This window comes from Microvirga sp. KLBC 81 (assembly GCF_003075415.1).
Taxonomy (GTDB): Bacteria; Pseudomonadota; Alphaproteobacteria; order Rhizobiales; family Beijerinckiaceae; genus Microvirga.
This window is the reverse complement of sequence record NZ_QDAH01000010.1, coordinates 38,146-61,307: the sequence shown is the minus strand read 5'-3', so window position 1 is coordinate 61,307 and position 23,162 is coordinate 38,146. Positions and strand designations below refer to the sequence as shown.

Below are 23,162 nucleotides of genomic sequence, written 5' to 3'. Positions count from 1 at the left end.
ATTGCCCTTAAGGGGGCGATCCAAAACGGAGGCCGCCCGAACGGAGTACCAGCGAAGCGCATCGAGAGATTGGAGCCAGCCCCCACTCCATCATCTGGACTTCCTCGGAGCTTCCTGCTCAGGCTCAAGGTGTTGCAGCCGCGGCAACATAATTGCAGGCCGCCCCGAAATCGCAAAATGGGAAGCCGATATCGACGAAGATCCTGTGACCGATGACGAGGTCGGCGATCTCTTCCGTCTGGACGACCTGCTTCAATCCTGAGGCAGGTCGTCCAGACGGAGGCTCTGCAAGACGCCGACCGTATCCGCGGGGAGCGGCGTCGAGCGGCGCGTCTGCCTGTCGACCATGACAATGGTGGCCTCCGCCGTCGCAGCGAGACGACCGTCATTGAACATGCCCTGCGCCAGCGTGAACGAGCTGCGGCCGATTTTGAGAACCCCTGTGCCGATATCGACCGTGCCGGGCCAGAAGAGCTCCGAGCGGAAATCGATCAGCAGCCGTGCGATCACGAAGCTCGTACCTTTTGGCGCGAGCGGCCTTGCAGGATCATACATGAAAGCCACCCGGCCGATTTCCGAGTAGGTGGCGAAGACCGCGTTGTTCACATGTCCCTGCCGGTCCATGTCCGCATAGCGGATCTCGGCGGATGTCCTGTGTGGATATGCCTCCAGAGGGCGTTGAGGGTTCGCATCGATCATCTTTTGTCCTTGGGCTCCGGCCATAGAACAGCAAAGGGCGCGACAGCAAAAGATCCCGTTGCGGAACTGTTTTTTGTCGCCGCTCGCACCCCGCTCTTCTATAGGGAAGGGCGAAAGGGACAACCATTGCCAGGAGAGGTCGATGAAGCGAGCGCGTAACGAAGTGACGGAACCGCAGGACGCCGAGGCGCGCCGGAAGATTCCTCCGGTCATCTGCTATCCCGTCGACACCCTGCCGCGACCAGACCTCGCGGCCTATCAGGCGGTGCGTGAGGGCTGGCAGAAGGTGGATGAAGTCATCGTGCCGCCGCGCGAAGCGCGCTGCTTCTCGGTGCCGGCCGGCTCCTTCTTTCGCATCGTGAGCATCGAAGGCCCGCAGGTGGGAGACTTGAACCTCTGGGCAGCGGAGGATCTGGGCGAGCGCTTCTTCTCCGGCAAGACGCGCGCGCTGCACGGCACGCATCTGTCCACCGGCGATCAGCTCTGGTCATGCCTGCCTTACCTACGGCCCATGGCGACGATCACGCATGATACGCTCGACTGGTATGGCTTCGACGAGTTTGGCGGCTCGGTGCACGACGTCATCGGCACGCGCTGCGATCCCTACACGCACAAGCTCCTCTCCGGTCGCGAATATCACCATTGCTGCCATTCGAACCTGACGCGCGCGCTCGCAGACAAGGTCGGACGCTCGCGCGAGTCCGTGGAACCTGCGGTGCACGACGTGCTCAACGTCTTCATGTGCACGGGCTTCACGCGCGACACCGGCCAGTACTTCATGAAGGCGAGCCCCGTGCGTCCCGGCGATTACCTGGAGTTCTTCGCAGAGATCGATCTTCTCGGCGCTTTGTCGGCCTGCCCCGGCGGTGATTGCAGTTCGGAGCATTCGAGCGATGTGGCGGTATGCCATCCGCTGCTCGTCGAGATCTACAAGCCGAAGACCGCACCTGAGGGCTGGGCGCCAGCGCCTCGCAACAGCTACAGCCGCAGGCACGGCGACTGAAACCAAAAAGGGCCCCGAGAGGGGCCCTTTTCCTTATCTGACCATCGGCAGCGGCTTGACGGCCGGACCGGTAAACCGGTTCGTCGCGAGATCCCCCACGGCCTTGTTGGAGAAGCCCATATGGACGCTGGGTTCCGCCGCCATCAAGGCGCTCAGCGCCGTCGATTTCTGTGGCGCATGGGCTGCAGAAGCCTTCGGCTCGGGAGTAGCAGTCGTTTTCGTCTTGGTGTCCTTCGGGGCAATTTTGGGCAGATCCTTTGGCGTCGAGCCTGTGACCGGAATATCGACGGGGTCGGCGGAAGCCACAGCGACAGCACGATCAGGACGCGGCGGGGGCAGGGGCACTGCGCTTGCGGACGTGACCTCCACAGCTCCACGCAGTTCGGCCTGCAGCGGGATCGGATTCGTTGCAGCCAGAGAGCCGGGGCGTGCAGGCGGGAGCGGGGCATAGGCGAGCACGGTGGTCTCGCCCGCGTCATCCGCATCGGGACGGCGCGGCGGCATCGGCGCAAAAGTCATGCCCTTGGCAATCGACATTTCGTCCTGCGCTCCCGGTCCCTGCTGCCATGCGAGTGTCGGGCCGCTTGGCGTATCGACCGTGCTCGGCATGCCGCTGATGCGGGTCGGCGGCAGAGGAGCCGATGCAGGAGGTGACAGATCCTCGCGCAGAGCCGGTGCCATTGCGGCCACCACGGCGGGTGCCGGAGCAGGCTCACGCCGCACCTGCGCCACCATCACAGGAGCCTGACGCGCAACAGGCGCGTTCCTGTTCTCGTATTGCTGCAGGACGGTCTGGGGGGATGCATCGTCCGTGTAGGAGCTGCCCGGCGCATAGCCGGTGCTGCGCGATGCCACGAGCGCGCGGCCCGGGCGGGAAGCGGTGCGGATCTCCTCCGCATCCTCCTCCTCATCCTCAAGGCCGAACAAGGTCGCCCAGAAGCTCTTGCGGCGTGGCTGCTGGGCGGCAATCGCCTCTTCAGCATCCGCATAAGCCGAGTAACCTGCCACAGTGCCGCCCTTGGCCAGCACCTCGGCACGGGCGATGTCGTAGCCAGGCAAAGGCCTGCCATCGGCCGGAATATGCACCGTCCTGCCATCGGGGAAGAGGTTCACGAGCTGGTCGCGCGTCATGCGCGGCCAGGCGCGGACGCTGCCCACATCGAGATGCACGAACGGCGTATAGGCGTTGGGATAATAGCCGACGCCGCCGTTCTGGAGCTTCATGCCGACGGCGCGCAGGCGCGCGGCAGAGACGTCGGGCAGGTAGAAGTCCATGGCCTTGCCCAGCATGTGTTGACTGTGCTTGGCCACGGCGCTGGAACGCCGGCGCAGCATGGAATTGGTCTGCGGCGACCGATAGGCCGAGTTCACGTGCACGGGCGCGCTGGAGCCCACCTCGCGATAGACCTCCCACACCGTGTCGAACAGGCGCGGGTCCATGCGGGTCGGCTCGTCTCGCCGCCAATCGCGCAGGAACCAGTTGAGCTGCTGCAAGGCGGCAGAATCGTACTGGCCGTTGCGCCGGAAGGTGACGGTGAGAGTTTCCTTGGTGTTGTTGTGATAGAAGGTCAACGTGCGCGTATCGCCGTTGGCGATGGCATCCTGCGTGCCGCGCACGCCGCCGACCATGACGGCCACAAAGGCTGCAAGACCAATGCCGGCGCGACGCACCAAGCCGTCCGAACGCAATACTCTCACTGTGATACTCGTCTTGTACTCGCTGCACTCGGGGCAGTGCAGTAATCACTTATAGTGAAAGGATCTTTGCCGAAGACGGTTACCTTGAAGTTAAATGAGCCACAAAAAAGCAGCCCTTGAAGGCCGCTTTTGAAGGAAATCAGGGAGCGAGGTTGAGAGCCGCCCGGACCTTCTGATCGAGGCCGTAGAGATCGGGGAAGGACTTGAGCCCGCCCTTCTCGTCAGCCGCGAGCGTAAAGTAAGCCAAGTGCACGGGCAGGGGCTTGGGCAGGAACACCGTGCGCTCGCCCTTTCCGATCAGGCCTCGCAGCTTCTCCTCGGTCCACTTGCCGTCCTCACCCATGATCTCTTCCGCAAGCGCGAAGGGCTTGTCCACGCGCACGCAGCCATGGCTGAAGGCGCGTTTGGAGGCCGAGAACAGATTGCGGTTGGGCGTATCGTGCAGATAGACCGCGTGCTGGTTGGGGAACATGAACTTCACGAAGCCCAGCGCGTTGCGCTCGCCTGGAGGCTGCTGCACCATGATGCGATCACCCCTGCGAATGATCCTGTAGCCCTTCCTCGCGGCGTAATACGGATCGTTCGCGAGAGCAGGTAAAATCTCTTTCTTCATGATGGACGGCGGAATCGTCCAGGACGGGTTGACCACGAGGTACTTCATCTCCTCGGAGAAGATCGGCGTCTGCGATTGCTCCTTGCCGACGATCACCCGCGTCTCGTGGGCAACCTTGCCGCCTTCCATGAGCTGCAGGCGGAACTCGGGCACGTTCACCATGATGTGGCGTGCCCCAAGATCCTCCGGCAGCCAGCGCCAGCGCTCCATGTTGGCGATCAACCCCGCTTCCCGCTGCGCCAGCGAGGGACCGGAAAGGGCAGCGACCGTCTGCGGCGTGAGAATGCCGTTGGTGGGCAGGCCCTTTTCCTTCTGGAAGGCGGCGACCGCCGAGGCCAGACGCTCGTCATAGACATTCTGGTTCCGGTCGTCCTTCAGATTGAAGCGAGCGCGGATCAGCGGCACGCGCGGGTCCTTCATGCCGACCCGAAGCGCCGGGCCCTTGGGCACGCGCACGCTGGGCTGCGAGGGATGATTGGCGCGCAGTTCCGCAAGCCGCTCCTTGAGAGCGCGATAGCCCGCATGCGGCGGGTTGTAGGAGGCGAGCGCCGCATTCGCGTCCTTTGCGAAGGCCACTTTCTTTAGAATGTCGTCGGCATTGGGGATCGCCAGTTTCGGCGTTACCAGCCGGGAGAGGCTGGACGGCTCGATGCGTCCGCCGCGGGCATCGCGCGCATAGCGGATCACAGACGCCGAGAGCTTGAGGTCCGCTTCGGCCCATTGGGCGGGCGCCGCGTCCTTACGCAGCCTCAGATCGGGCAGGGGATAGGCGGTTGAATCGAGCCCGTCCTCGTCGGCAGCCTTCAGCCGCGCGGCGGCTCCCATGGCGGCGGGTGTGAAAGCGCCATCCTGCGCCCAGGCCAAGGGGCGCTCGGCCTGTGCATAGAAGGCCGTCAGAGCCTCGCGCTCTTTCTTGCTCAAGCGCAGATCGCGCATGGCTGCATCGCTGGCGAGCAGGCCTTCCATCGCGATGCGCAGCACATCCCGCTGCATGAGTGCGGTTACAGGTGCGGCATCAGGTAAGGGAATCTCGATAGTGGGAGCCGGCTTCAGATCGGCAGTGTCGAGGGTCCCCGGCGCGGGCTCGGGCACGGGGATTGCCTGGAGGGCCGTGTTCTCCCTTTCCGTTACGGGAGGCATCGACACATCGTGGAACGATGGTTCGGCGGGGTTCTGTGCAAGAACAGGCTGGGGCGAGCCGCTCGTGATGGTCTGCGCCATTGCGGAGAGAGACAAGAGTGACGCCGACCCGATCAGGCCCAGCCATAACGCCGTCTTGCGCCAATCACGCATGACCCATCTCCCTTATCGCAATGGGTTGGAGGAGGTTGCATCCTCCGCCTTCAAATGAATTTCGTCAGTGTGCAGGCACACGTCTGCTACGCTTAACGCACGAAGGCGTCATGCGGCTGCATCGCTTAAACCAAGTTCTTTCAATTTTCGGTAAAGGGTCGAACGGCCGATTCCGAGATGACGGGAGATGGCCGATAGATGTCCTTGATAGTGCACGAGGGCAAAGCGGATCGCGCGCTCTTCCAGCTCAGCCAATGTGAGCATGTCGCCGCTCTCACGAATGAGTGAAAGTGCGTGTGGAGCAGGTTTTTCGGCTGGTTCCTGTGTGCGAATGGGCGCAAGCGTCCTTGCCGCCGGAACCGGCGGAATCTCGATGCGAAAGCCTTCCACATGGGCCGCAACCTGGGGAAACTCGCTGGGCGTCAAAAAAGCTCCATCGGCGAGGATCACGGCCCGATAGACGGCATTTTCGAGTTGCCGGAGATTGCCCGGCCAGTCGTAGCGGGTCAGCAAGGTCAGGGCGTCCGCCGACAATCCTCGGATCCTCTTGCCTTCGTCCCTTGCAAAGCGTTCAGCGAAGAAGCGAGCCCATTCGGCGATTGTTTCGCGCTGAGCCCTTAAAGGGCGGAGAGCGAGAGGCATCGCCTGGAGGCGATAATAGAGGTCTTGACTGAATCGGCCTTCGCGCACCTTGTCGGCCAGATTGAAGCCAGCGCCGGCGATGATCCGCACATCGAGGCGGCGGGCCGGTCGCGAGGCTGCATCCTGGTGGAAGATCGTCTCCATCAGCCGGGTTTGGGCTTCTTGAGACAGCTGCTCCACGCGTTCGATGAACAGCGTGCCGCCATTGGCTTCCTTCAGGTGCCGGAGGAGGCTGGCCCCTTGGGTGCCTCCCTCCGAGAGGGCCTCCTCCGTCAGTAGGCTGATGAAGGGGCGGGTCTTGCGTTCGCCGCTCTCGTGGATCGCCTTGGCCAGCGCCTTGGCACCGCTGCCGGCCTCCGTCTCGATGAGGACGGGCAGGGTGGAGCGTGCCGCACGGTCGGCGAGCCGGGCCGTCCTTTCCCGTTCCGAGCCCGCGACGAAGCCCGACGTGCCCTGGCGAAGGGCGCGGATATCGTCTGCGAAGAACCGGTGAAGGGGCATGAGGCTGAAGATTTGAGAGAATCGCTTCCGGCGATGCTGGGCGACAAGGGTAAACCGGGTCTTAACGCCCGCCGCTTTTGAAGGGACCCAACCTTTAAAGCCTGGGTTGATCCCGGGACTTAAGCAGCCAATATGTGGTGCAACCTCTTTTCAACCCTTCTCCCAGCAATGTCCCAGAAAGCTACCCCCGTGCATCAGCCATCCTCAACCGGCGCCGCTCAGGTCGATCTCGGCTCACTCCCTGAGTGGAACCTGTCCCACCTCTATCCGGGCATGGACAGTGAGGCGTTCAAGAGCGATCTCGCGAAAGCCGAGGAGGAGTGCAAGGCCTTCGCCGAGGCCTATCGCGGCAAGCTTGACGGGATCGCCCGGGCCGAGAACGCTCCCCAGGTCCTCACCGACGTGATCAAGCGCTATGAGGCGCTGGAGGATCTGCTCGGACGTCTCATGTCCTATGCCGGGCTCATCTATTCCGGGGACACGACCGATCCGGTACGGGCCAAGTTCTATGGCGATACGCAGGAGCGCCTCACCGCCGCTTCCACCGAGCTGCTCTTCTTCGGGCTCGAGCTGAACCGTATCGAGGATGCGGTACTGGACAAGGCTGTATCGCAAGCGCCCCTGTCTCATTACAAGCCCTGGATCGAGGACCTGCGCAAGGACAAGCCCTATCAGCTCGAGGACAAGATCGAGCAGCTTTTCCATGAGAAGTCCGTGACGGGCCGCTCTGCCTGGAACCGCCTGTTCGACGAGACCATCGCCTCCCTGCGCTTCACCGTGCGCGGCGAGGAGCTTCCGATCGAGCCGACTCTCAACAAGCTGCAGGATCCGGACGAGAGCGTGCGCAAGGATGCGTCCGACGCGCTTGCCAGGACCTTCAAGGCGAATCTCCGCACCTTCACGCTGGTCACGAACACGCTTGCCAAGGACAAGGAAATCTCCGACCGCTGGCGCGGCTTTCAGGATGTGGCGGATTCCCGTCACCTCGCCAACCGCGTCGAGCGCGAGGTGGTGGATGCCCTGGTTGCCGCCGTGCGCGAAGCCTATCCGCGCCTGTCGCATCGCTATTACGCGCTCAAAGCCAAGTGGTTCGGCAAGGACAAGCTCGACCATTGGGATCGCAACGCGCCGCTTCCCAAGGTCGAGCAGCGCACCATTCCCTGGAACGAGGCGCGGGAGACCGTGCTCTCCGCCTATTCCGCCTTCTCGCCGCACATGGCCGACATCGCCCGCCGCTTCTTCGACGAAGGCTGGATCGATGCGCCGACGCGCCCCGGCAAGGCGCCGGGCGCCTTCGCCCATCCGACAGTACCCTCGGCCCATCCCTATGTGCTGCTCAACTACCAGGGCAAGCCGCGCGATGTGATGACGCTCGCGCATGAACTCGGCCACGGCGTGCACCAGGTCCTCGCCGCGCCCAACGGTGCGCTGATGGCGCCGACGCCGCTGACGCTCGCGGAAACGGCGAGCGTGTTCGGCGAGATGCTCACCTTCCGCCGCCTGCTCGACCAGACCAAGGATCCGGTGCAGCGCAAGGCGATGCTGGCAGCCAAGGTCGAGGACATGATCAACACGGTCGTGCGCCAGATCGCGTTCTACTCCTTCGAGCGCAAGGTCCACCTGGAGCGCCGCAACGGCGAGCTCACCGCCGACAAGCTCTGCGAACTCTGGATGTCCGTGCAGGACGAGAGCCTTGGTCCGGCAATCCGCCTCGGCCCCGGCTACGAGAGCTTCTGGACTTACATCCCGCACTTCATCCATTCGCCGTTCTACGTCTACGCCTATGCCTTCGGCGATTGCCTCGTGAATTCGCTCTACGGCATTTACGAACGCTCGAACGAAGGCTTCGTGGATCGCTATTTCGCGCTGCTCTCCGCGGGCGGCTCCAAGCCCTACTCGGAGCTTCTCGCCCCGTTCGGCCTCGACGCCCGTGATCCGTCCTTCTGGCAGATCGGCCTCTCCATGATCGAGCGGCTCATTGGCGAGCTGGAGGCGATGGAAAAGGCGGCGTGAAGCTTGCTCTGGCGCAATAGGCTTGAGGCGCTCCTTCATTAAAGAGCGCCTCGAGCCCATTTGTGACTTCATCGGAAAGAACTGTTCTTATGGCTGATCGCGACAACGAAGCAAACCGCTTCTCCGCCCGTGCTGCGCGGTATGCGCGGGTGGGCGCCAACATGGGCGGTGTGGCCGCACGCATGGCGGGATCACGCCTCTTCGGCGGCGATGCGCGCGATGCCTCCAATGCGGCGGCGCTCGCGCAGGCCCTGGGCGGTCTGAAAGGGCCGATCATGAAGGTGGCGCAGCTGCTCGCCACCATTCCCGATCTCATCCCGCCGGAATACGCCTCCGAACTGCAGAAGCTGCAGAGCGAAGCGCCGCCCATGGGCGCGGCTTTCGTCAAGCGGCGCATGCAGGCGGAACTCGGACCGCAATGGCAGAGCCGCTTCGGCTCCTTTGACTTGAACCCATCGGCCGCCGCATCCCTGGGCCAGGTTCATCGCGCCACGACGAAGGATGGCGAGAAGCTCGCCTGCAAGCTGCAATATCCCGACATGCAATCGGCCGTCGAAGCGGATCTGAAGCAGCTCGAATTCGTGTTCGCCCTGCATCGGCGCATGGATCCGGCCATCGATACGCGTGAGATCGCGAAGGAAATCGGTGAGCGCGTGCGCGAAGAACTCGATTACGAGCGCGAGGCCAAACATGCCTTGCTTTATGCGAAGGCGCTGGCGGACGTGGACGATGTGCGCGTGCCGCGGGTTCATTCAGAGTTGTCGACCAAACGGCTTTTGTCTCTGCAATGGCTCGAAGGCGAGAAGATCCTGCAATTCGTCGAAAGCCCGGTCGAGATCCGCAATCGTCTGGCGATTGCGATGTTCAAAGCATGGTGGCACCCCTTCAGCCACGCCGCCGTCATTCACGGCGATCCTCACCTTGGCAATTACACCGTGTTCTCCGAAGGCCCGGAGGCGAGGGGGATCAACCTTCTCGATTACGGCTGCATCCGTATCTTCCATCCGCGCTTCGTCGGCGGCGTGGTCGATCTCTATCGCGGGCTCCAGACGGATGATCGCGCCCGCATCGTCCATGCCTACGAGACCTGGGGCTTCAAGAACCTGTCGAACGAGCTGATCGACATCCTCAATATCTGGGCGCGCTTCATCTACGCTCCGCTTCTCGACGACCGGGTCCGCACGGTGGCAGACGGCGTGAAGCCCGGCGAATATGGCCGCCGCCAGGCTTTCGAGGTGCATAAGGCGCTCAAAGAAAAGGGACCGGTCACGGTCCCCCGGGAATTCGTCTTCATGGACCGGGCGGCGGTGGGTCTGGGCGCCGTGTTCCTGCATCTCAGGGCCGAGCTGAACTACCACCGGTTGTTCGAGATCGAGATCGAGCGCTTCTCCCTCGAGGGACTGGCACAGCGCCAAGCCGAGGTTCTCGGCACTTCCGGTTTACCGATTCCTATGTAATGAAGTTGCCTCTTGCGCGGAACGGCCTTACAGGCCTTAACCCAGCGCACCATGCGGAAAGGTGGACCCGGTTTTCCGCGGCTCACGATGCGCGGCTTAAAAGGGAGCATCGGACCACTCCCAAAGGTGGAATCCACTTTGGGTCCGAGGCTCTAGCGTCAGGGGCAGCCAATGAAGATCGTATTCGTTCACCAGAATTTTCCAGGCCAGTTTTTGCGCCTGGCCCAGACCTTCGTTGCCGAGGGGCACGAGGTCGTGGCGCTGGGCATGACCAAGCAATGCCTCCTGAAGGGGGTGAAATATTATCCCTATGATCCGGCTCCGGGACCGGAGGACCCGAGATTCGAGGCTCGCTATTCACCTGTGATTCCGCGCCTTCGCCGCGCCTATGGCGTGGCTCACAGGGCACGGGAACTCGCCAATCAGGGCTTCGAGCCTGATGTCGTCGTGGTCAATACGGGCTGGGGCGAGAACCTGTTCCTGAAGGACGTCTGGCCCAAGGCCAAGCACGTGGCCTATTTCGAATATTACTATCACGCCAAAGGACAGGACCTCGACTTCGATCCCGAATTCCCCGTGACTGACGAAGAGGTGATCTGGCGGCTTCGGTTGAAGAACTCCATGCAGCTCGGCGCGCTCGACGCCGCTGACCTCGCGGTCGCCCCGACGAAATACCAGCGCGACACCTTCCCGACCTATCTCCATGATCGGGTCGCCATCATTCACGACGGCATCGACACCAAGCGGCTCGTGCCCAACCCGACCATGGGCATTCAGATCGGCAAGGACGGCCCCAAGCTGAGCCGCCAGAAGCCCGTGGTCACCTACGTCACCCGCAATATCGAGCCGATGCGCGGGGCGCATATCGTCTTCAAGAGCCTGCCCTACCTGCTCGATATCGACCCCGAGCTTCAGGTCATGGTCATCGGCGGCAAGGGCAACAGCTATTCGGGCAAGGCCCCGGATGGCAAATCCTGGTACGATCACTTCGTGTCCAAGATCGACCGGCCTGTGGACTGGTCCCGGGTCCATCTCGTCGGAAACCTGCCCTACGACCAGTTCGTGAAGGTTCTGCAGGTCTCCTCCGCCCATATCTACATGACCTATCCCTTCGTCCTGTCGTGGTCCTCCATCGAGGCCATGGCGCTCGAATGCCGGATGGTAGTCTCGGATACGGCTCCGGTTCGCGAGATCATCACGGATGGCCTGAACGGACGTCTCTTCCCCTTCTTCGACCATAGGGCGCTCGCCGAGCGGGTGCGCGAAGCTTTGATCGACAAGGAGAAATCCGCCGCCATGGCCAGGGAAGCCCGGAGGATCGCGGTGGAGCGCTATGATTACGAGACGGTCTGCCTGCCGCAGTGGCGCGAGTTTTTGGGGATAAAATAACGCTCCTGCGCGTTCATAAAGTTTTCCTGAAAGGTGTCGCGAAAGATTGCGGCGCCTCACCGCATGCGTTAAACGCAGCAATTAACAACCGATGCTAATAGGGCGTTGAATCATGGCCGATACAAAACATGCGCCGCATGGGGGTTATAGTCCGGAGATGGACGGCCCTGCCCATGAGGTGACCTACAACGGGTTCGTGCGGTTTGCCGAGATCGGCACGGCCGTTGTCGTCTGTCACGTTCTGGCTCTGGCCGTTGGCGGCATCAAGCATGCCTGGCTGACGGCGATTTTCGGGGTCATCCTGTCACTCGCTGCGGGGGCATTCGGGGCAATCGCTCCCTCGATCGGGGTTCGTGCCCCGGCCGCCGTGGGCGTGCTTCTGCTTCTGGCACTCTTCCTCTACTGAGCAGCAAAGGGCCCTGTTTCAAGGGCCTTTTCTTTGTCTCAACCGATCCAAAGGGGCATTTATGCGAATCGCCGTTCTTTCCGAAACCGAGGGAGCGGAGACCCGCGTCGCCGCAACGCCCGAGACGGTCAAGAAGTACAAAGGCCTTGGCGCCGACGTGGTGGTCCAGGCTGGAGCCGGCACGAAGGCCGGCATCACGGATGCCGAGCTCGATGCGTCCGGCGCCGTCATCGCGCCCTCCCGTGAGGAGACCTTACGGGATGCCGACATCATCCTGAAGGTCCGCCGCCCTGCTGACGGCGAACTCACCGGCGCGAAGCCCGGCGCGCTTCTGATTTCCATCATGGACCCTTACGGCCAGGATGCGGCTCTGAAAAACCTGGCCGCTGCCCAGGTTGCTGCCTTCGCCATGGAGCTGATGCCCCGCATCACCCGTGCGCAGGTGATGGACGTTCTCTCCTCCCAGGCAAACCTTGCCGGGTACCGCGCCGTGGTCGATGCCACTGCCGAATATGGTCGTGCCATGCCGATGATGATGACGGCAGCCGGCACGGTTCCGGCGGCCCGCGTCTTCGTCATGGGTGCGGGCGTCGCAGGCCTTCAGGCCATTGCCACGGCCCGCCGCCTCGGCGCGGTGGTGACCGCCACAGACGTGCGCCCGGCTGCCAAGGAGCAGGTGGAAAGTCTCGGCGCCAAGTTCGTTGCGGTCGAGGACGAAGAGTTCAAGCAGGCCGAGACGGCCGGCGGCTACGCCAAGGAGATGTCGGCTGAGTATCAGGCGAAGCAGGCGGCGCTGGTCGCCTCCCACATCGCCAAGCAGGATATCGTCATCACCACGGCCCTCATCCCCGGCCGTCCTGCGCCCAAGCTCGTCTCCCGCGCCATGGTGGAATCCATGAAGCCCGGCTCCGTGATTGTCGATCTCGCGGTCGAGCGCGGCGGCAATTGCGAGCTGGCGCAACCAGGGCAGGTTGTGGAGCATAACGGCGTGAAGATCGTGGGCCATCTCAACATGCCCGGACGCCTCGCCGCCACGGCCTCCAGCCTCTACGCGAAGAACCTCTATGCCTTCGTCGAGACCCTCGTCGACAAGGAGAGCAAGGCGCTCTCCGTCAAATGGGACGACGAACTCGTGAAGGCGACCTGCCTGACCCGGGACGGCGCGGTGGTTCACCCCGCCTTCCAGCCCAAAGCCTAAGTTACCAGGGGGATCTCATGGCGACACTCACGCCCGAACAGGCCGCCGAGCAGGCCCGCGCAGCGGCTGAAACTGCCCAGCGCGCCGCAGAGCAAGCGCAAGTCCTAGCCGATCAGGTGGCAGCTGCCGCAGGCGCAGCCGTCTCCACCGTCACGCATGGCGCGGTGGATCCCACCGTGTTTCGTCTGGCCATCTTCGTGCTGGCGATCTTCGTCGGCTACTACGTGGTCTGGCAGGTGACGCCCGCCTTGCACACGCCGCTCATGTCGGTGACGAATGCGATCTCCTCGGTGATCGTGGTCGGCGCGCTGCTGGCGGTCGGCGTCAATGTGGCCGATGGCCTTGGCGACGGCCCGGTCTGGGCGCGGGCGCTCGGCTTCATCGGCCTCATCCTGGCAAGCATCAACATTTTCGGCGGCTTCCTGGTGACCCAGCGCATGCTCGCCATGTATCGCAAGAAGGGTTGAGGCCATGTCGGCAAACCTTGCCTCGATCCTCTATCTCGTCTCCGGCGTCCTCTTCATCCTGGCGCTGCGTGGCCTGTCCCATCCCACCACCTCCCGTCAGGGCAATCTCTTCGGCATGGTGGGCATGGGCATCGCGATCCTCACCACGCTCCTGGTGCAGCCCCCGGAAGGCTTCGGCGGCTGGTTCCTGGCCTTCTGGGGTCTCGTGATCGGCGGCGCCATCGGCGCGGTGGTGGCCAAGCGCGTGCCCATGACGGCGATGCCGCAGCTGGTGGCCGCCTTCCACTCCCTCGTGGGTCTTGCCGCCGTGCTTGTCGCCGCAGGCGCGCTCTATGCGCCGCAGGCCTTCGGCATCGGCACCGTGGGGACGATCCATGGCGGCTCGCTCTTCGAGATGGGTCTGGGCGTCGCCATCGGCGCCATCACCTTCACCGGTTCGGTGATCGCGTTCCTGAAGCTTGACGGGCGCATGTCCGGCAAGCCGATCCTGCTGCCGAGCCGCCACATCATCAACCTCGTCCTGGGCGGATTGCTGCTGACGCTGCTCGTCCTCTTCATCCGCACCGAGAGTCACACGCTCTTCTGGCTCATCGTGCTGGTGTCCTTCGTGCTCGGCATCACGCTCATCATCCCCATCGGCGGCGCGGACATGCCGGTCGTGGTGTCGATGCTCAACTCCTACTCTGGCTGGGCGGCTGCGGGCATCGGCTTCACGCTGGGCAATCTCGCGCTCATCATCACGGGCGCTCTGGTCGGCTCGTCGGGCGCGATCCTGTCCTACATCATGTGCAAGGGCATGAACCGCTCCTTCATCTCCGTCATCCTCGGCGGCTTTGGCGGTGAAACGGCGGGCGCTGCCGGCGGGGCGGTCGAGACGCGTCCCGTGAAGCAGGGCTCGGCGGACGACGCGGCCTTCATCATGAAGAACGCGGCGAAGGTCATCATCGTGCCGGGCTATGGTATGGCAGTGGCGCAGGCGCAGCATGCCCTACGTGAAATGTCCGACAAGCTGAAGGAGGAAGGCGTCGAGGTGAAATACGCCATTCACCCGGTGGCAGGCCGCATGCCCGGCCACATGAACGTGCTGCTTGCCGAAGCCAACGTGCCTTACGATGAGGTGTTCGAGCTGGAAGACATCAACGGCGAGTTCGCGCAGGCTGACGTGGCCTTCGTGATCGGCGCCAACGACGTCACGAACCCGGCTGCGAAGACCGACCCTTCCTCGCCGATCTTCGGCATGCCGATCCTCGATGTGGAGAGGGCCAAGACGGTACTTTTCATCAAGCGCGGCATGGGCTCGGGTTACGCGGGCGTGGAGAACGAGCTGTTCTTCCGCGACAACACCATGATGCTCTTCGGCGATGCCAAGAAGGTGGTGGACGAGATTTTGAAGAGTCTCTGATCATTGCGACACACGAAACGATGCCCGGCACGAAGCCGGGCATTTTTTTGCCCGTCATCGTCATCACCGGCCTTGTGCCGGTGATCTCGCTTCTGCCAGGCGCAACGCCCTTCTTCATCGGGATGGCCGGGACGAGCCCGGCCATGACGAGGAGGGGCATGTCGAAGTGGACATGACGAAACGTACGAAAGCTGGTTTAAGAGGGGCCCTCTCAAGCCGTCCCGGATTCCGTCATGCCCTCCATCACCCTGCGCACAGCCTTGCCTCATGATCGCGACACGGTCGTGGAGCTGATCCATCAGCTCAATGTCTTCGAGGCCGATCTCGTGGGCGACCGCCGCCGCGACTACGATGGAGCCAATGCCTATTACGACGAGCTCATGATGCGGCTTACGCGGCGCAACGGTCGCATCGTCCTGGCTGAGATTGATGGCGTTGTCGTCGGAGCGATGGGCTTCTCGCTCGACCAGGATGCCGCCTATGTCGCCGCGGACGTCCGCAGCCACGGCACGGTGACGGATCTCATCATCCACGAGGAATGGCGCGGCAAAGGCATCGGCCGGATGCTGCTGAACGAGGCCGAGCGCCTCACGAAAGAGGCGGGCCTCAAGCGCCTCATGATCGGCGCTCTCATCGCCAATGAGCGCGCCGTGCGCACCTACAGCCAGTTCGGCTTCGAGCCTTACGTGGCGTTCCTGAAGAAGGAACTATGAAGCAGATTGAATGGCCCCCTTGCCCGTCAGGAGGGTGAGCCTAGGCCAGCGGACTGCCCAGTTCTTGGCCTGTATGCGCGCGCGGTAGATATCCATCTTGTGAGCAAACGCAGGCGTCGGCCTTACGATCAGGTTGACGAGATCATCGATGCCGTGAGGCGCGATGATCTCGACGTGGCCTCGCACCGTTCTCGCTGCAATCGCGGTGGCGGTCTCCGGCCAGCAGGCGATGGCCTCGAACATGCTCGGGTAAGGCGCGTCCCTGTTGCGTTGATGCATGCGGGCTTGGTTCTTCACCTCCCAAGGAATGCCCGGCGCAAGCAACCGGAGCTTGTTCGCAATGGCAACATCATGCGCCTCATGAGTGTTGGCGGGATCGAGGAAAACCACGTCTACATCATTAGGCCGTGAGGCATCGATGCGGCGGTCATGAAGCACATCCCAAACGGCATTGCGGATGAAGCCGGCGCCGATCCAGCCATCCGGCAGATCGAGGCTCTCCACATGCAAAAGAAGCGCATGCAGATCCGCATGCGCTTCGAGCAGTCTCGCAATATCGGTGACGCTCCGCAGGAGAGGGGCAGCGAGCTTCATGCCGCGCCTGTCGCCGGGATTACCGGAACAGGGTCGCCACGCCGCCCTGGAGGCGGGAATTGCCCTGGCGGGCCACCGAGTTCGAGCTGTCGAGGGCGAGCGCGCGGGAATAGCTCTCGATCGCGCCCTGGCGGTCGCCCTTGCGCTCCATCGCCACGCCGCGCCACGCCCAGGAATCGGCGTCCTTGTTGTTGACGTTGAGCGCCGCGTTGAAGTCCTCGATGGCCTTGTCGAACTGGTTCGTCGCCACGTAGCTCTGGCCGCGGGCCGCGTAAGGCGCTCCCACGAAGGGGTTGCGGTCGATGGTGGCGTCGAAGTCCAGGATCGCCTGCTGGTGCAGGCCTTGGCGCTGATAGAGCAGGCCGCGCGAATGGAGCGCCTCGGCCGATTCGGGCAGGAGGCGGGTCGCCATGTTCAGGTCGTTCAGGGCTTCCTGATAGGCGCCCTGCGTCCGCAGCAGGTTGGCGCGGCCGATATAGGCCGGACCGTAATTCGGATCGGCCTGGATGGAGCGAGTGAAGTCCGCCAGCGCCTGGTCGTTCCGGTTCGTCTGGCGCAGGGCCAGGGCGCGGTTCGTGTAGGCTGGGGCGTAGTTGGGATCGAGCTGGATCGCCTTGGTGAAGTCCGCCATGGCGTCGCTGTAGCGGCCCACGCGGGCATAGGCTGCGCCACGGGTGTTATAGGCGCTCGGATCGTTCGGGTTGCGCTGGATGACATCGGACAGGGACGCGATGTTCACTTGGCTCGTGCCCTGCGTGTCCTCTTCGACCACGGCGATCCGCTGGGTGGGGGCGCCGCCTCCCACCGTGTTGCAGGCGGCAAGGCTCAAAGCGGTCAGGGCCAGGCTCAAGGGTGCAAAACGGCGAATCGATGGGGCGATCACCTTCGTCTCCAAACTTCGTTACTCAACAAGGTGAGGGGTGGTTTAGCGGATAAACCTTAACAGCCGTGAAACACGGCAACACAAAGGCAGTGTCAAGGATAAAATTCCGCAGAAGGCCAAAGGCTTGGGTCAAAAGGTCGCCGAAGCAGGGCCCAGACATGCAAACAGCGCCCCTGCTTGCGCAGAAGGCGCTGATTCACAATCGACGGGCTGGCCTCGAGAAGAGGCCGGCGTGAAGTCTTAGCGAGCCGAAGTGCGCGGCTTGGAAGGCAGAAGGCCTTCGCGCTGCATGCGCTTGCGGATGAGCTTGCGAGCGCGGCGGACGGCCTCGGCCTTTTCGCGGGCCTTCTTCTCAGACGGCTTCTCGTAGTGACCGCGGAGCTTCATCTCGCGGAAGATGCCCTCACGCTGCATCTTCTTCTTGAGAGCGCGGAGCGCCTGATCGACGTTGTTATCCCGGACAAGAACCTGCACGCGAATTCCTCGTATTTTGAACCGTTTCGATTGTGTAAAAGAAAACGAGGCGCGTCATGCGCACCTCAATCTGGCTGGCGTCGATACCAGAAGAAGCCTTGCCTGTCCAGGGTTCCTTCCGACAAAAGCGCCGCGCCAGGATATCAACTTCCGAGTTTTTAAAAGGTTCAAGCCTTTTCAGGGAAAACTCGGGTTACGTGACCCATCTTGCGGCCAGAACGGGCCTCGGCTTTGCCGTAGAGGTGCAGATGAGCGCCGGGCTCGGCCAGAATCCGCTCCCATTCATCGGCATCATGGCCGATGAGGTTCTGCATCTCCACCCGGCCCAGACGCGCGGGCGAGCCGAGAGGCCAGCCGCAGACGGCTCGGATATGCTGCTCGAACTGGGACGTTGAGGCCCCGCCGAGGGTCCAATGGCCGGAATTGTGCACCCGGGGGGCGATCTCGTTCACCACCAGGCGCTCCTGTCCGTTTTCCGTCACCAGGAACAGCTCGACGGCGAGCACGCCGATATAATCCAGGGCATCGGCGATGGCCTTGGCAATCCGCATCGCCTCGGCTTCTGTCGCTTCCGAGACGCCCGCCGGAACCCGCGTGGTGTCGAGGATGTGGTGGCGGTGCTCGTTGGCGCAGAGGTCATAGGCCGCGAAGGCCCCGGAGGCCGTGCGGGCCGCCACCACCGAGACCTCCCGCTCGAAGGGCACGAAGCCTTCGAGGATGCAAGGCGTGCGGCCCAGCTCGGCCCAGGCGGCGGCAGGATCGGTCTCGGGCCGGATCATCACCTGGCCCTTGCCGTCATAGCCGAAGCGCCGGGTCTTGAGCACGGCGGGGCGGCCCAGCCGTTCCACGGCCTCATCCAGCTCCGCCTCGTTGGAGAAGCCCGCGAAGGGAGCAACCGGAATGCCGAGGCCGGAGATGAAAGTCTTTTCCAGGAAACGGTCCTGCGACACGGCCAAGGCCTGCGCATTGGGCGCGAGCAGCGTGTGGGCGCTCAGCGTCGCGGCAGTTTCGCTCGGCACGTTCTCGAATTCATACGTCACCACGTCCACGGCCCTGGCGAAGCGCACCAGGGCGGCCTCGTCCTCGTAAGGAGCGATGGTGACCTCCGCCGCGACGTCGAAGGCGGGGCTGTTCTCTTCCGGCGCGTAGATATGGGCCTTGAGGCCGAGCTGTGCCGCAGCCATGGCCATCATGCGGCCGAGCTGCCCGCCGCCTAGGATTCCGATGGTGCAGCCTGGACGGATCATGAGGTTAGCCTTCGTCGGAGGGGCGTTCGGCCACGCTGTCGCTCTGGCGCTTGCGCCAGGCATCGAGCCGTCCGGCAAGAGCAGGATCGTGGAGAGCGAGCACGGCGGCGGACAGAAGTGCCGCGTTCACGGCGCCGGCCTTGCCGATGGCGAGCGTTCCCACCGGAATGCCGGCCGGCATCTGGACGATGGAGAGCAGGCTGTCCTGGCCCGACAGCGCCTTCGATTCCACCGGAACGCCGAAGACGGGGAGGGGGGTCATGGAGGCGGTCATGCCGGGCAGATGCGCAGCGCCCCCTGCGCCCGCGATGATCACCTGGAATCCCTCGGCCTTGGCCCCCTTGGCGAAAGCGACGAGCCGGTCCGGCGTGCGGTGGGCGGAAACGATTCGGGCATCGTAAGCGATGCCGAGCGCGTCCAGGGTCTCGGCGGCGTGGCGCATGGTCGCCCAGTCCGACTGACTGCCCATGATGATGGCAACGGGGGCTTGCGCCATAGATGTGCTCCGGCTTTCAAGGCCTAAGGATTTGAAAGCCGGACATAGCGAAGGCTCTCACGGCAGGCAAGCATTTGCCGCCGAAAGAGGAGTTTTATCAGGCGATGATGTCGGGCGTGATCTGGTCTTCCAAACGGATGATCTGGTCCTTCAGGACGAGCTTGCGCTTCTTCAGGCGCTGAACCTGGAGCTGGTCCCCGGCGATCATGCTCTCGAGGGCGTCGATGGCCATGTCGAGATCGCGGTGCTCCTGCTTGAGGCGCGCCAATTCCGCTTCCAATTCAGCCAGTTCGGTCATTGAAAATCGATCCAGATGTCCGTGTCCTAAAGGGACCCGGCGAGAGGGCGGAATTATGCTCTCAAGCCTCCCGAAGGGCAAGATGAGGACCGCATCTTCACCTCTCGATTTTGCAAATTTTGCCTTCGACTCGCCACAGTGAGTCTGGCTAAATAAGTATTGTCAGGTATCGAACAGGAGGAACTGACATGCCGCTGCAGAACCATCTGACGGAGCTTGAGCGTAAGCATCGGGCTATCGAGCGCGAGATCCAGGATGCTCTCAACAGCCCGTCCATGGATGATATGAAACTCGCGGAACTGAAGCGGAAGAAACTCCAACTGAAGGATGAGATTACCCGTCTGAGAAGCTCAGATACGGCGGTGCATTAAAGACGATCTTCAAAACACTCCCACCGAGAGCCGTCGCTTCCTTTGAGGAGCGGCGGCTTTTTCTTGTAAGAGGCCTTAGAGCAGCGGACCCTAAAGTGGACTTGCACTTTTGGGTCCGATGCTCATTCTTGAGAGGAGCGCATCGTTTATGCGGAAAACCGGGTCCACTTTTCGCTGACGCGGACCTTCGGTTCCGCACGATGCGCTAGACGAGTGCGCTCGCGCCGTCATAGATGAGCTTCGCACCGACCAGCACCAGCAGAATGTAGACGGCCGTGTAGAAGCTCTGGCCGGACACCCGCCGCACGAGCAGGACGCCTGCCCAGGTCGAGGCGATCGCCACCGGAAAAAGCGCGGCTGCGGTGGCAAGGTTCTCCGTCGTGAGCTGGCCGAGCGCCACATAGGGCGGCACCTTGATCCAGTTGACGATCGCGAACAAGACGGCGCCCGTTCCGACGAAGACATCCCGCGGCAGTTTCTGCGGCATCACGTAGATCTGGAAAGGTGGCCCGCCCGCATGGGCGATCATGCTGGTAAAACCCGTCACCCAGCCCCAGAAGAGGCCGCGCGGGGTATCGGCGGGAGCTGCCTCCGGCGGAGTGGCGCTGCGCTCCAATGCCATCCGGCGGATCGCAAAGGCGACGGAGATCACGCCGACGGCGAGCTTGATCGCAGCATCCGACACCTGCGCTGCCAGGAGATATCCCGTGAGGATGCCTGATATCGCTCCCGCCACCAGCAGCACCACGTTGCGCTTGTCCCATGTGTAACGATAGGCCCAGACGGAGACGACATCCTGCACGATGAGGATCGGCAGCGTGATCGCAGCTGCCTGCACCGGCGAGACCACCAGCGCCATCAGCGGCAGGGAGAGAAGTCCAAGCCCCGAGAAGCCGCCCTTGGCGAGGCCCATGAGCGTGATGGCCGGGATGGCGGCGGCATAAAAAAGAGGGTTGGTGATCATTGAAAAACCTTAAGGGCACTCGCCGAAAGTCGCCGCTGACCACGGCAGCTTTGCCTGCTACCACAACGGCAGACACAAGTCTCATGCGGTGACTGCAACGGGGAAACGCCATGCCATCAACCCAAAGCCGCTATCATGAGGTGTATGCGCGCTGGAAGTCCGATCCGGAAGGGTTCTGGCGCGAGGCCGCCCAGGAGATCGACTGGTTCAGGCCTGCCGATAAGGTATTCGACCCACAGGCAGGTGCCTATGGCCGCTGGTTCGAGGGTGCGCTGTGCAACACCTGCTACAACGCCGTCGACCGTCATGCGCAAACGCGCGGCGATCAGCCCGCCATCATCTACGACAGCCCCGTCACGAACGCGAAGCGCAGTATTTCTTACGCCGAATTGAAGGACGAGGTGTCCGCGCTCGCAGCCGTGCTGCACGACATGGGTGTCGAGAAGGGAGACCGCGTCATCATATACATGCCGATGATCCCAGAGGCTGCATTCGCGATGCTGGCCTGCGCACGCATCGGCGCGATCCATTCCGTGGTGTTCGGCGGCTTCGCGGCGAAGGAGCTTGCAACCCGCATCGATGACGCGAAGCCGAAGGTCATTCTCTCCGCTTCCTGCGGCATCGAGGGCTCGAAGGTCGTGGCTTACAAGCCGCTGCTCGATGAGGCGATCCAGCTCGCTGCCACCAAGCCCGATGCTTGCCTGATCTATCAGCGCCAGCAGCTCGAATGCTCGCGCGTTGAAGGACGCGATCTCGACTGGGCGCAGGAGGTTGCCAACGCCAGGGCTGCAGGCAAACACGCCGATTGCGTGCCGGTTGCAGCCACCGATCCGCTCTACGTGCTCTACACCTCCGGCACCACCGGCAAGCCGAAGGGAGTGGTGCGCGACAATGGCGGCTATATGGTCGCGCTCAAATGGACCATGAGCAATTTCTACGGCGTCAAGCCCGGCGAAGTGTTCTGGGCAGCATCCGACGTCGGCTGGGTCGTGGGCCATTCCTACATCGTCTATGGCCCGCTGCTGCATGGCTGCACGGCGATTCTCTATGAGGGTAAGCCCGTGGGCACGCCGGATGCCGGCGCCTATTGGCGCGTGATCTCCGACCACAAGGTCGTGACGCTGTTCACCGCTCCCACCGCCTTCCGCGCGATCAAGAAGGAAGATCCGAATGCGGATCTTCTCAAGAAATACGACCTCTCGCACTTCCGCGCTCTTTTCCTCGCAGGCGAGCGGGCGGATCCCGACACGGTGCGATGGGCCGAGAACATCCTCGACGTGCCCGTGATCGACCATTGGTGGCAGACGGAAACGGGTTGGCCCGTCGCGGGCAATCCGCTCGGTCTTGGTGCGCTGCCCGTCAAGCACGGCTCGCCCACGGTGGCGATGCCGGGTTATGCGCTCGACGTCCTCGACGAGGGCGGCAAGTCCGTGGGTCCTGGCGCCATGGGCACCATCGCCATCAGGCTGCCGCTGCCTCCCGGCTGCCTGCCGACGCTCTGGCAGGCGGATGAGCGCTTCAAGGATTCCTATCTCACTACCTATCCGGGCTACTACAACACCTCGGATGCCGGCTACATCGACGAGGACGGCTATGTGTGGGTGATGGGCCGTACCGACGACATCATCAACGTGGCGGGCCACCGTCTCTCCACCGGTGGCATGGAGGAGGTTCTCGCTTCCCATCCGGCAGTCGCCGAATGCGCCGTGATCGGCGTGAAGGATGCGCTGAAAGGCGAGGTGCCTTGCGGCTTCGTGGTGCTGAAATCCGGCGTGCAGCAAACGTCTGACGAGGTCGAGAAGGAGCTGGTGGGCCTCGTGCGCGAGAAGATCGGCCCGGTGGCGGCCTTCAAGCTCGCCATCACCGTGCCGCGTCTGCCGAAGACCCGCTCAGGCAAGATCCTGCGCGGCACCATGAAGAAGATCGCCGACGGCGACGAATGGAACATGCCCGCCACCATCGACGATCCCGCGATCCTTGAAGAGATTAGTGACGTGCTGAAGAGCAGGGGCGTGGCGGGCTGAAAGGCGTAAGGATGACGAAACAGTCGAAGGAGGATGCCAAGGCGCACTTCGAGGCGCTCCTGGCGCAGGTGCTGACGACGGATGAGGAAGCCCGGCAGCATGCGGCGTTGAAGAACGCACGCGGCTCGGCGCGGCAAGAAGCTGTCAGTGCCAAGGCCACATTCGAAAGGAACCGGGAGAGGTCGCCCAAAGCACGCAAGCGTGAGCCTAAACGGCAAGGTTGAGCGAAACGGACGCTGGCCCAAGCTACGGATGTGGCGCACCCACGCATGGTCGTCATCTCCGTTTGCCCGATCGGCAACTTTCTTGTCATGGCC

At 63.0% G+C, this 23,162-nt stretch carries 24 protein-coding genes; 12 read left to right on the top strand and 12 right to left on the bottom strand.

Annotation, left to right across the window (positions count from 1 at the left end; genetic code table 11):
• Positions 1-124 precede the first annotated feature (124 nt).
• Together DC522_RS36835 and DC522_RS09695 are read right to left on the bottom strand one after the other, a co-directional pair.
• Positions 125-256: a hypothetical protein gene (locus tag DC522_RS36835; protein ID WP_256369846.1), complete on the bottom strand. Its 132-nt coding sequence runs from the start codon at positions 254-256 to the stop codon at positions 125-127.
• Complete coding sequence (locus DC522_RS09695; protein ID WP_116528503.1) at positions 253-699, bottom strand: thioesterase family protein; 447 nt, start codon at positions 697-699, stop codon at positions 253-255. The genes DC522_RS36835 and DC522_RS09695 overlap by 4 nt, the downstream gene beginning before the upstream one ends.
• A gap of 142 nt (positions 700-841) precedes the next feature.
• On the opposite strand from DC522_RS09695, the gene DC522_RS09690 reads away from it, so the two are divergent.
• The gene (locus DC522_RS09690; protein WP_205769585.1) at positions 842-1,702 is read left to right on the top strand and encodes a DUF1989 domain-containing protein; all 861 of its coding nucleotides are present in this window, start codon (positions 842-844) and stop codon (positions 1,700-1,702) included.
• A gap of 33 nt (positions 1,703-1,735) precedes the next feature.
• Here the strand turns inward: DC522_RS09690 and DC522_RS09685 are convergent, their stop codons facing one another.
• The 3 genes from DC522_RS09685 to DC522_RS09675 all read right to left on the bottom strand — a co-directional run bounded on the left by DC522_RS09685 (position 1,736) and on the right by DC522_RS09675 (position 6,449).
• Positions 1,736-3,400, bottom strand: coding sequence for a DUF882 domain-containing protein (locus DC522_RS09685; RefSeq protein WP_245444067.1), 1,665 nt, complete (start codon positions 3,398-3,400; stop codon positions 1,736-1,738).
• A gap of 139 nt (positions 3,401-3,539) precedes the next feature.
• Positions 3,540-5,306: a murein L,D-transpeptidase gene (locus DC522_RS09680; protein ID WP_116528502.1), complete on the bottom strand. Its 1,767-nt coding sequence runs from the start codon at positions 5,304-5,306 to the stop codon at positions 3,540-3,542.
• A gap of 108 nt (positions 5,307-5,414) precedes the next feature.
• The gene (locus tag DC522_RS09675; RefSeq protein WP_116528501.1) at positions 5,415-6,449 is read right to left on the bottom strand and encodes a sigma 54-interacting transcriptional regulator; all 1,035 of its coding nucleotides are present in this window, start codon (positions 6,447-6,449) and stop codon (positions 5,415-5,417) included.
• Positions 6,450-6,617: 168 nt separating this feature from the next.
• On the opposite strand from DC522_RS09675, the gene DC522_RS09670 reads away from it, so the two are divergent.
• The 8 genes from DC522_RS09670 to DC522_RS09635 all read left to right on the top strand — a co-directional run bounded on the left by DC522_RS09670 (position 6,618) and on the right by DC522_RS09635 (position 15,494).
• Positions 6,618-8,462, top strand: coding sequence for a M3 family oligoendopeptidase (locus tag DC522_RS09670; RefSeq protein ID WP_205769584.1), 1,845 nt, complete (start codon positions 6,618-6,620; stop codon positions 8,460-8,462).
• A gap of 89 nt (positions 8,463-8,551) precedes the next feature.
• Entirely contained in the window at positions 8,552-9,919 is a 1,368-nt protein-coding gene (locus tag DC522_RS09665) for an AarF/ABC1/UbiB kinase family protein (RefSeq protein WP_116528499.1), read from the top strand.
• A gap of 171 nt (positions 9,920-10,090) precedes the next feature.
• Entirely contained in the window at positions 10,091-11,308 is a 1,218-nt protein-coding gene (locus tag DC522_RS09660) for a glycosyltransferase (RefSeq protein WP_116528498.1), read from the top strand.
• Between the two features lie 112 nt (positions 11,309-11,420).
• Positions 11,421-11,714: an aa3-type cytochrome c oxidase subunit IV gene (locus tag DC522_RS09655; protein ID WP_116528497.1), complete on the top strand. Its 294-nt coding sequence runs from the start codon at positions 11,421-11,423 to the stop codon at positions 11,712-11,714.
• A gap of 61 nt (positions 11,715-11,775) precedes the next feature.
• A complete protein-coding gene (locus DC522_RS09650) occupies positions 11,776-12,912 on the top strand; it encodes a Re/Si-specific NAD(P)(+) transhydrogenase subunit alpha (RefSeq protein ID WP_116528496.1) in 1,137 nt (378 codons plus the stop codon).
• Positions 12,913-12,929: 17 nt separating this feature from the next.
• The gene (locus tag DC522_RS09645; RefSeq protein WP_116528495.1) at positions 12,930-13,379 is read left to right on the top strand and encodes a proton-translocating transhydrogenase family protein; all 450 of its coding nucleotides are present in this window, start codon (positions 12,930-12,932) and stop codon (positions 13,377-13,379) included.
• A 4-nt stretch (positions 13,380-13,383) separates the two neighbouring features.
• Positions 13,384-14,781, top strand: a complete 1,398-nt coding sequence (locus DC522_RS09640; RefSeq protein WP_116528494.1) for an NAD(P)(+) transhydrogenase (Re/Si-specific) subunit beta — start codon at positions 13,384-13,386, stop codon at positions 14,779-14,781.
• A 233-nt stretch (positions 14,782-15,014) separates the two neighbouring features.
• On the top strand, positions 15,015-15,494 hold the full coding sequence (locus DC522_RS09635) for a GNAT family N-acetyltransferase (protein ID WP_116528493.1): 480 nt from the start codon (positions 15,015-15,017) through the stop codon (positions 15,492-15,494).
• Here DC522_RS09635 and DC522_RS09630 read toward each other — a convergent pair.
• From DC522_RS09630 to DC522_RS09605, 6 genes are all read right to left on the bottom strand, one after another.
• Positions 15,489-16,088 carry a nucleotidyltransferase family protein gene (locus DC522_RS09630; protein ID WP_116528492.1) on the bottom strand — a complete coding sequence of 200 codons (600 nt, stop codon included), beginning with the start codon at positions 16,086-16,088 and terminating at the stop codon, positions 15,489-15,491. The genes DC522_RS09635 and DC522_RS09630 overlap by 6 nt on opposite strands.
• A 19-nt stretch (positions 16,089-16,107) precedes the next feature.
• Positions 16,108-16,971: a tetratricopeptide repeat protein gene (locus tag DC522_RS09625; RefSeq protein WP_116528491.1), complete on the bottom strand. Its 864-nt coding sequence runs from the start codon at positions 16,969-16,971 to the stop codon at positions 16,108-16,110.
• A 240-nt stretch (positions 16,972-17,211) separates the two neighbouring features.
• On the bottom strand, positions 17,212-17,445 hold the full coding sequence (gene rpsU / locus DC522_RS09620) for a 30S ribosomal protein S21 (protein WP_047189221.1): 234 nt from the start codon (positions 17,443-17,445) through the stop codon (positions 17,212-17,214).
• Between the two features lie 167 nt (positions 17,446-17,612).
• Complete coding sequence (locus DC522_RS09615; RefSeq protein WP_116528490.1) at positions 17,613-18,692, bottom strand: 5-(carboxyamino)imidazole ribonucleotide synthase; 1,080 nt, start codon at positions 18,690-18,692, stop codon at positions 17,613-17,615.
• Positions 18,693-18,696: 4 nt separating this feature from the next.
• Positions 18,697-19,188, bottom strand: a complete 492-nt coding sequence (purE, locus tag DC522_RS09610) for a 5-(carboxyamino)imidazole ribonucleotide mutase (protein ID WP_116528489.1) — start codon at positions 19,186-19,188, stop codon at positions 18,697-18,699.
• A 97-nt stretch (positions 19,189-19,285) separates the two neighbouring features.
• Positions 19,286-19,486 (bottom strand): YdcH family protein, encoded by a 201-nt coding sequence (locus DC522_RS09605; RefSeq protein WP_116528488.1) that lies wholly within the window; start codon positions 19,484-19,486, stop codon positions 19,286-19,288.
• 188 nt (positions 19,487-19,674) lie between these two features.
• Between DC522_RS09605 and DC522_RS09600 the strand changes: the two genes are divergently transcribed.
• Positions 19,675-19,857: a YdcH family protein gene (locus DC522_RS09600; RefSeq protein ID WP_116528487.1), complete on the top strand. Its 183-nt coding sequence runs from the start codon at positions 19,675-19,677 to the stop codon at positions 19,855-19,857.
• Positions 19,858-20,062: 205 nt separating this feature from the next.
• Here DC522_RS09600 and DC522_RS09595 read toward each other — a convergent pair whose 3' ends face one another.
• A complete protein-coding gene (locus DC522_RS09595; RefSeq protein ID WP_116528486.1) occupies positions 20,063-20,821 on the bottom strand; it encodes a sulfite exporter TauE/SafE family protein in 759 nt (252 codons plus the stop codon).
• A 110-nt stretch (positions 20,822-20,931) separates the two neighbouring features.
• On the opposite strand from DC522_RS09595, the gene DC522_RS09590 reads away from it, so the two are divergent.
• Positions 20,932-22,845: a propionyl-CoA synthetase gene (locus tag DC522_RS09590; protein WP_116528485.1), complete on the top strand. Its 1,914-nt coding sequence runs from the start codon at positions 20,932-20,934 to the stop codon at positions 22,843-22,845.
• 11 nt (positions 22,846-22,856) lie between these two features.
• Entirely contained in the window at positions 22,857-23,069 is a 213-nt protein-coding gene (locus tag DC522_RS09585) for a hypothetical protein (protein WP_116528484.1), read from the top strand.
• Positions 23,070-23,162: the final 93 nt, after the last annotated feature.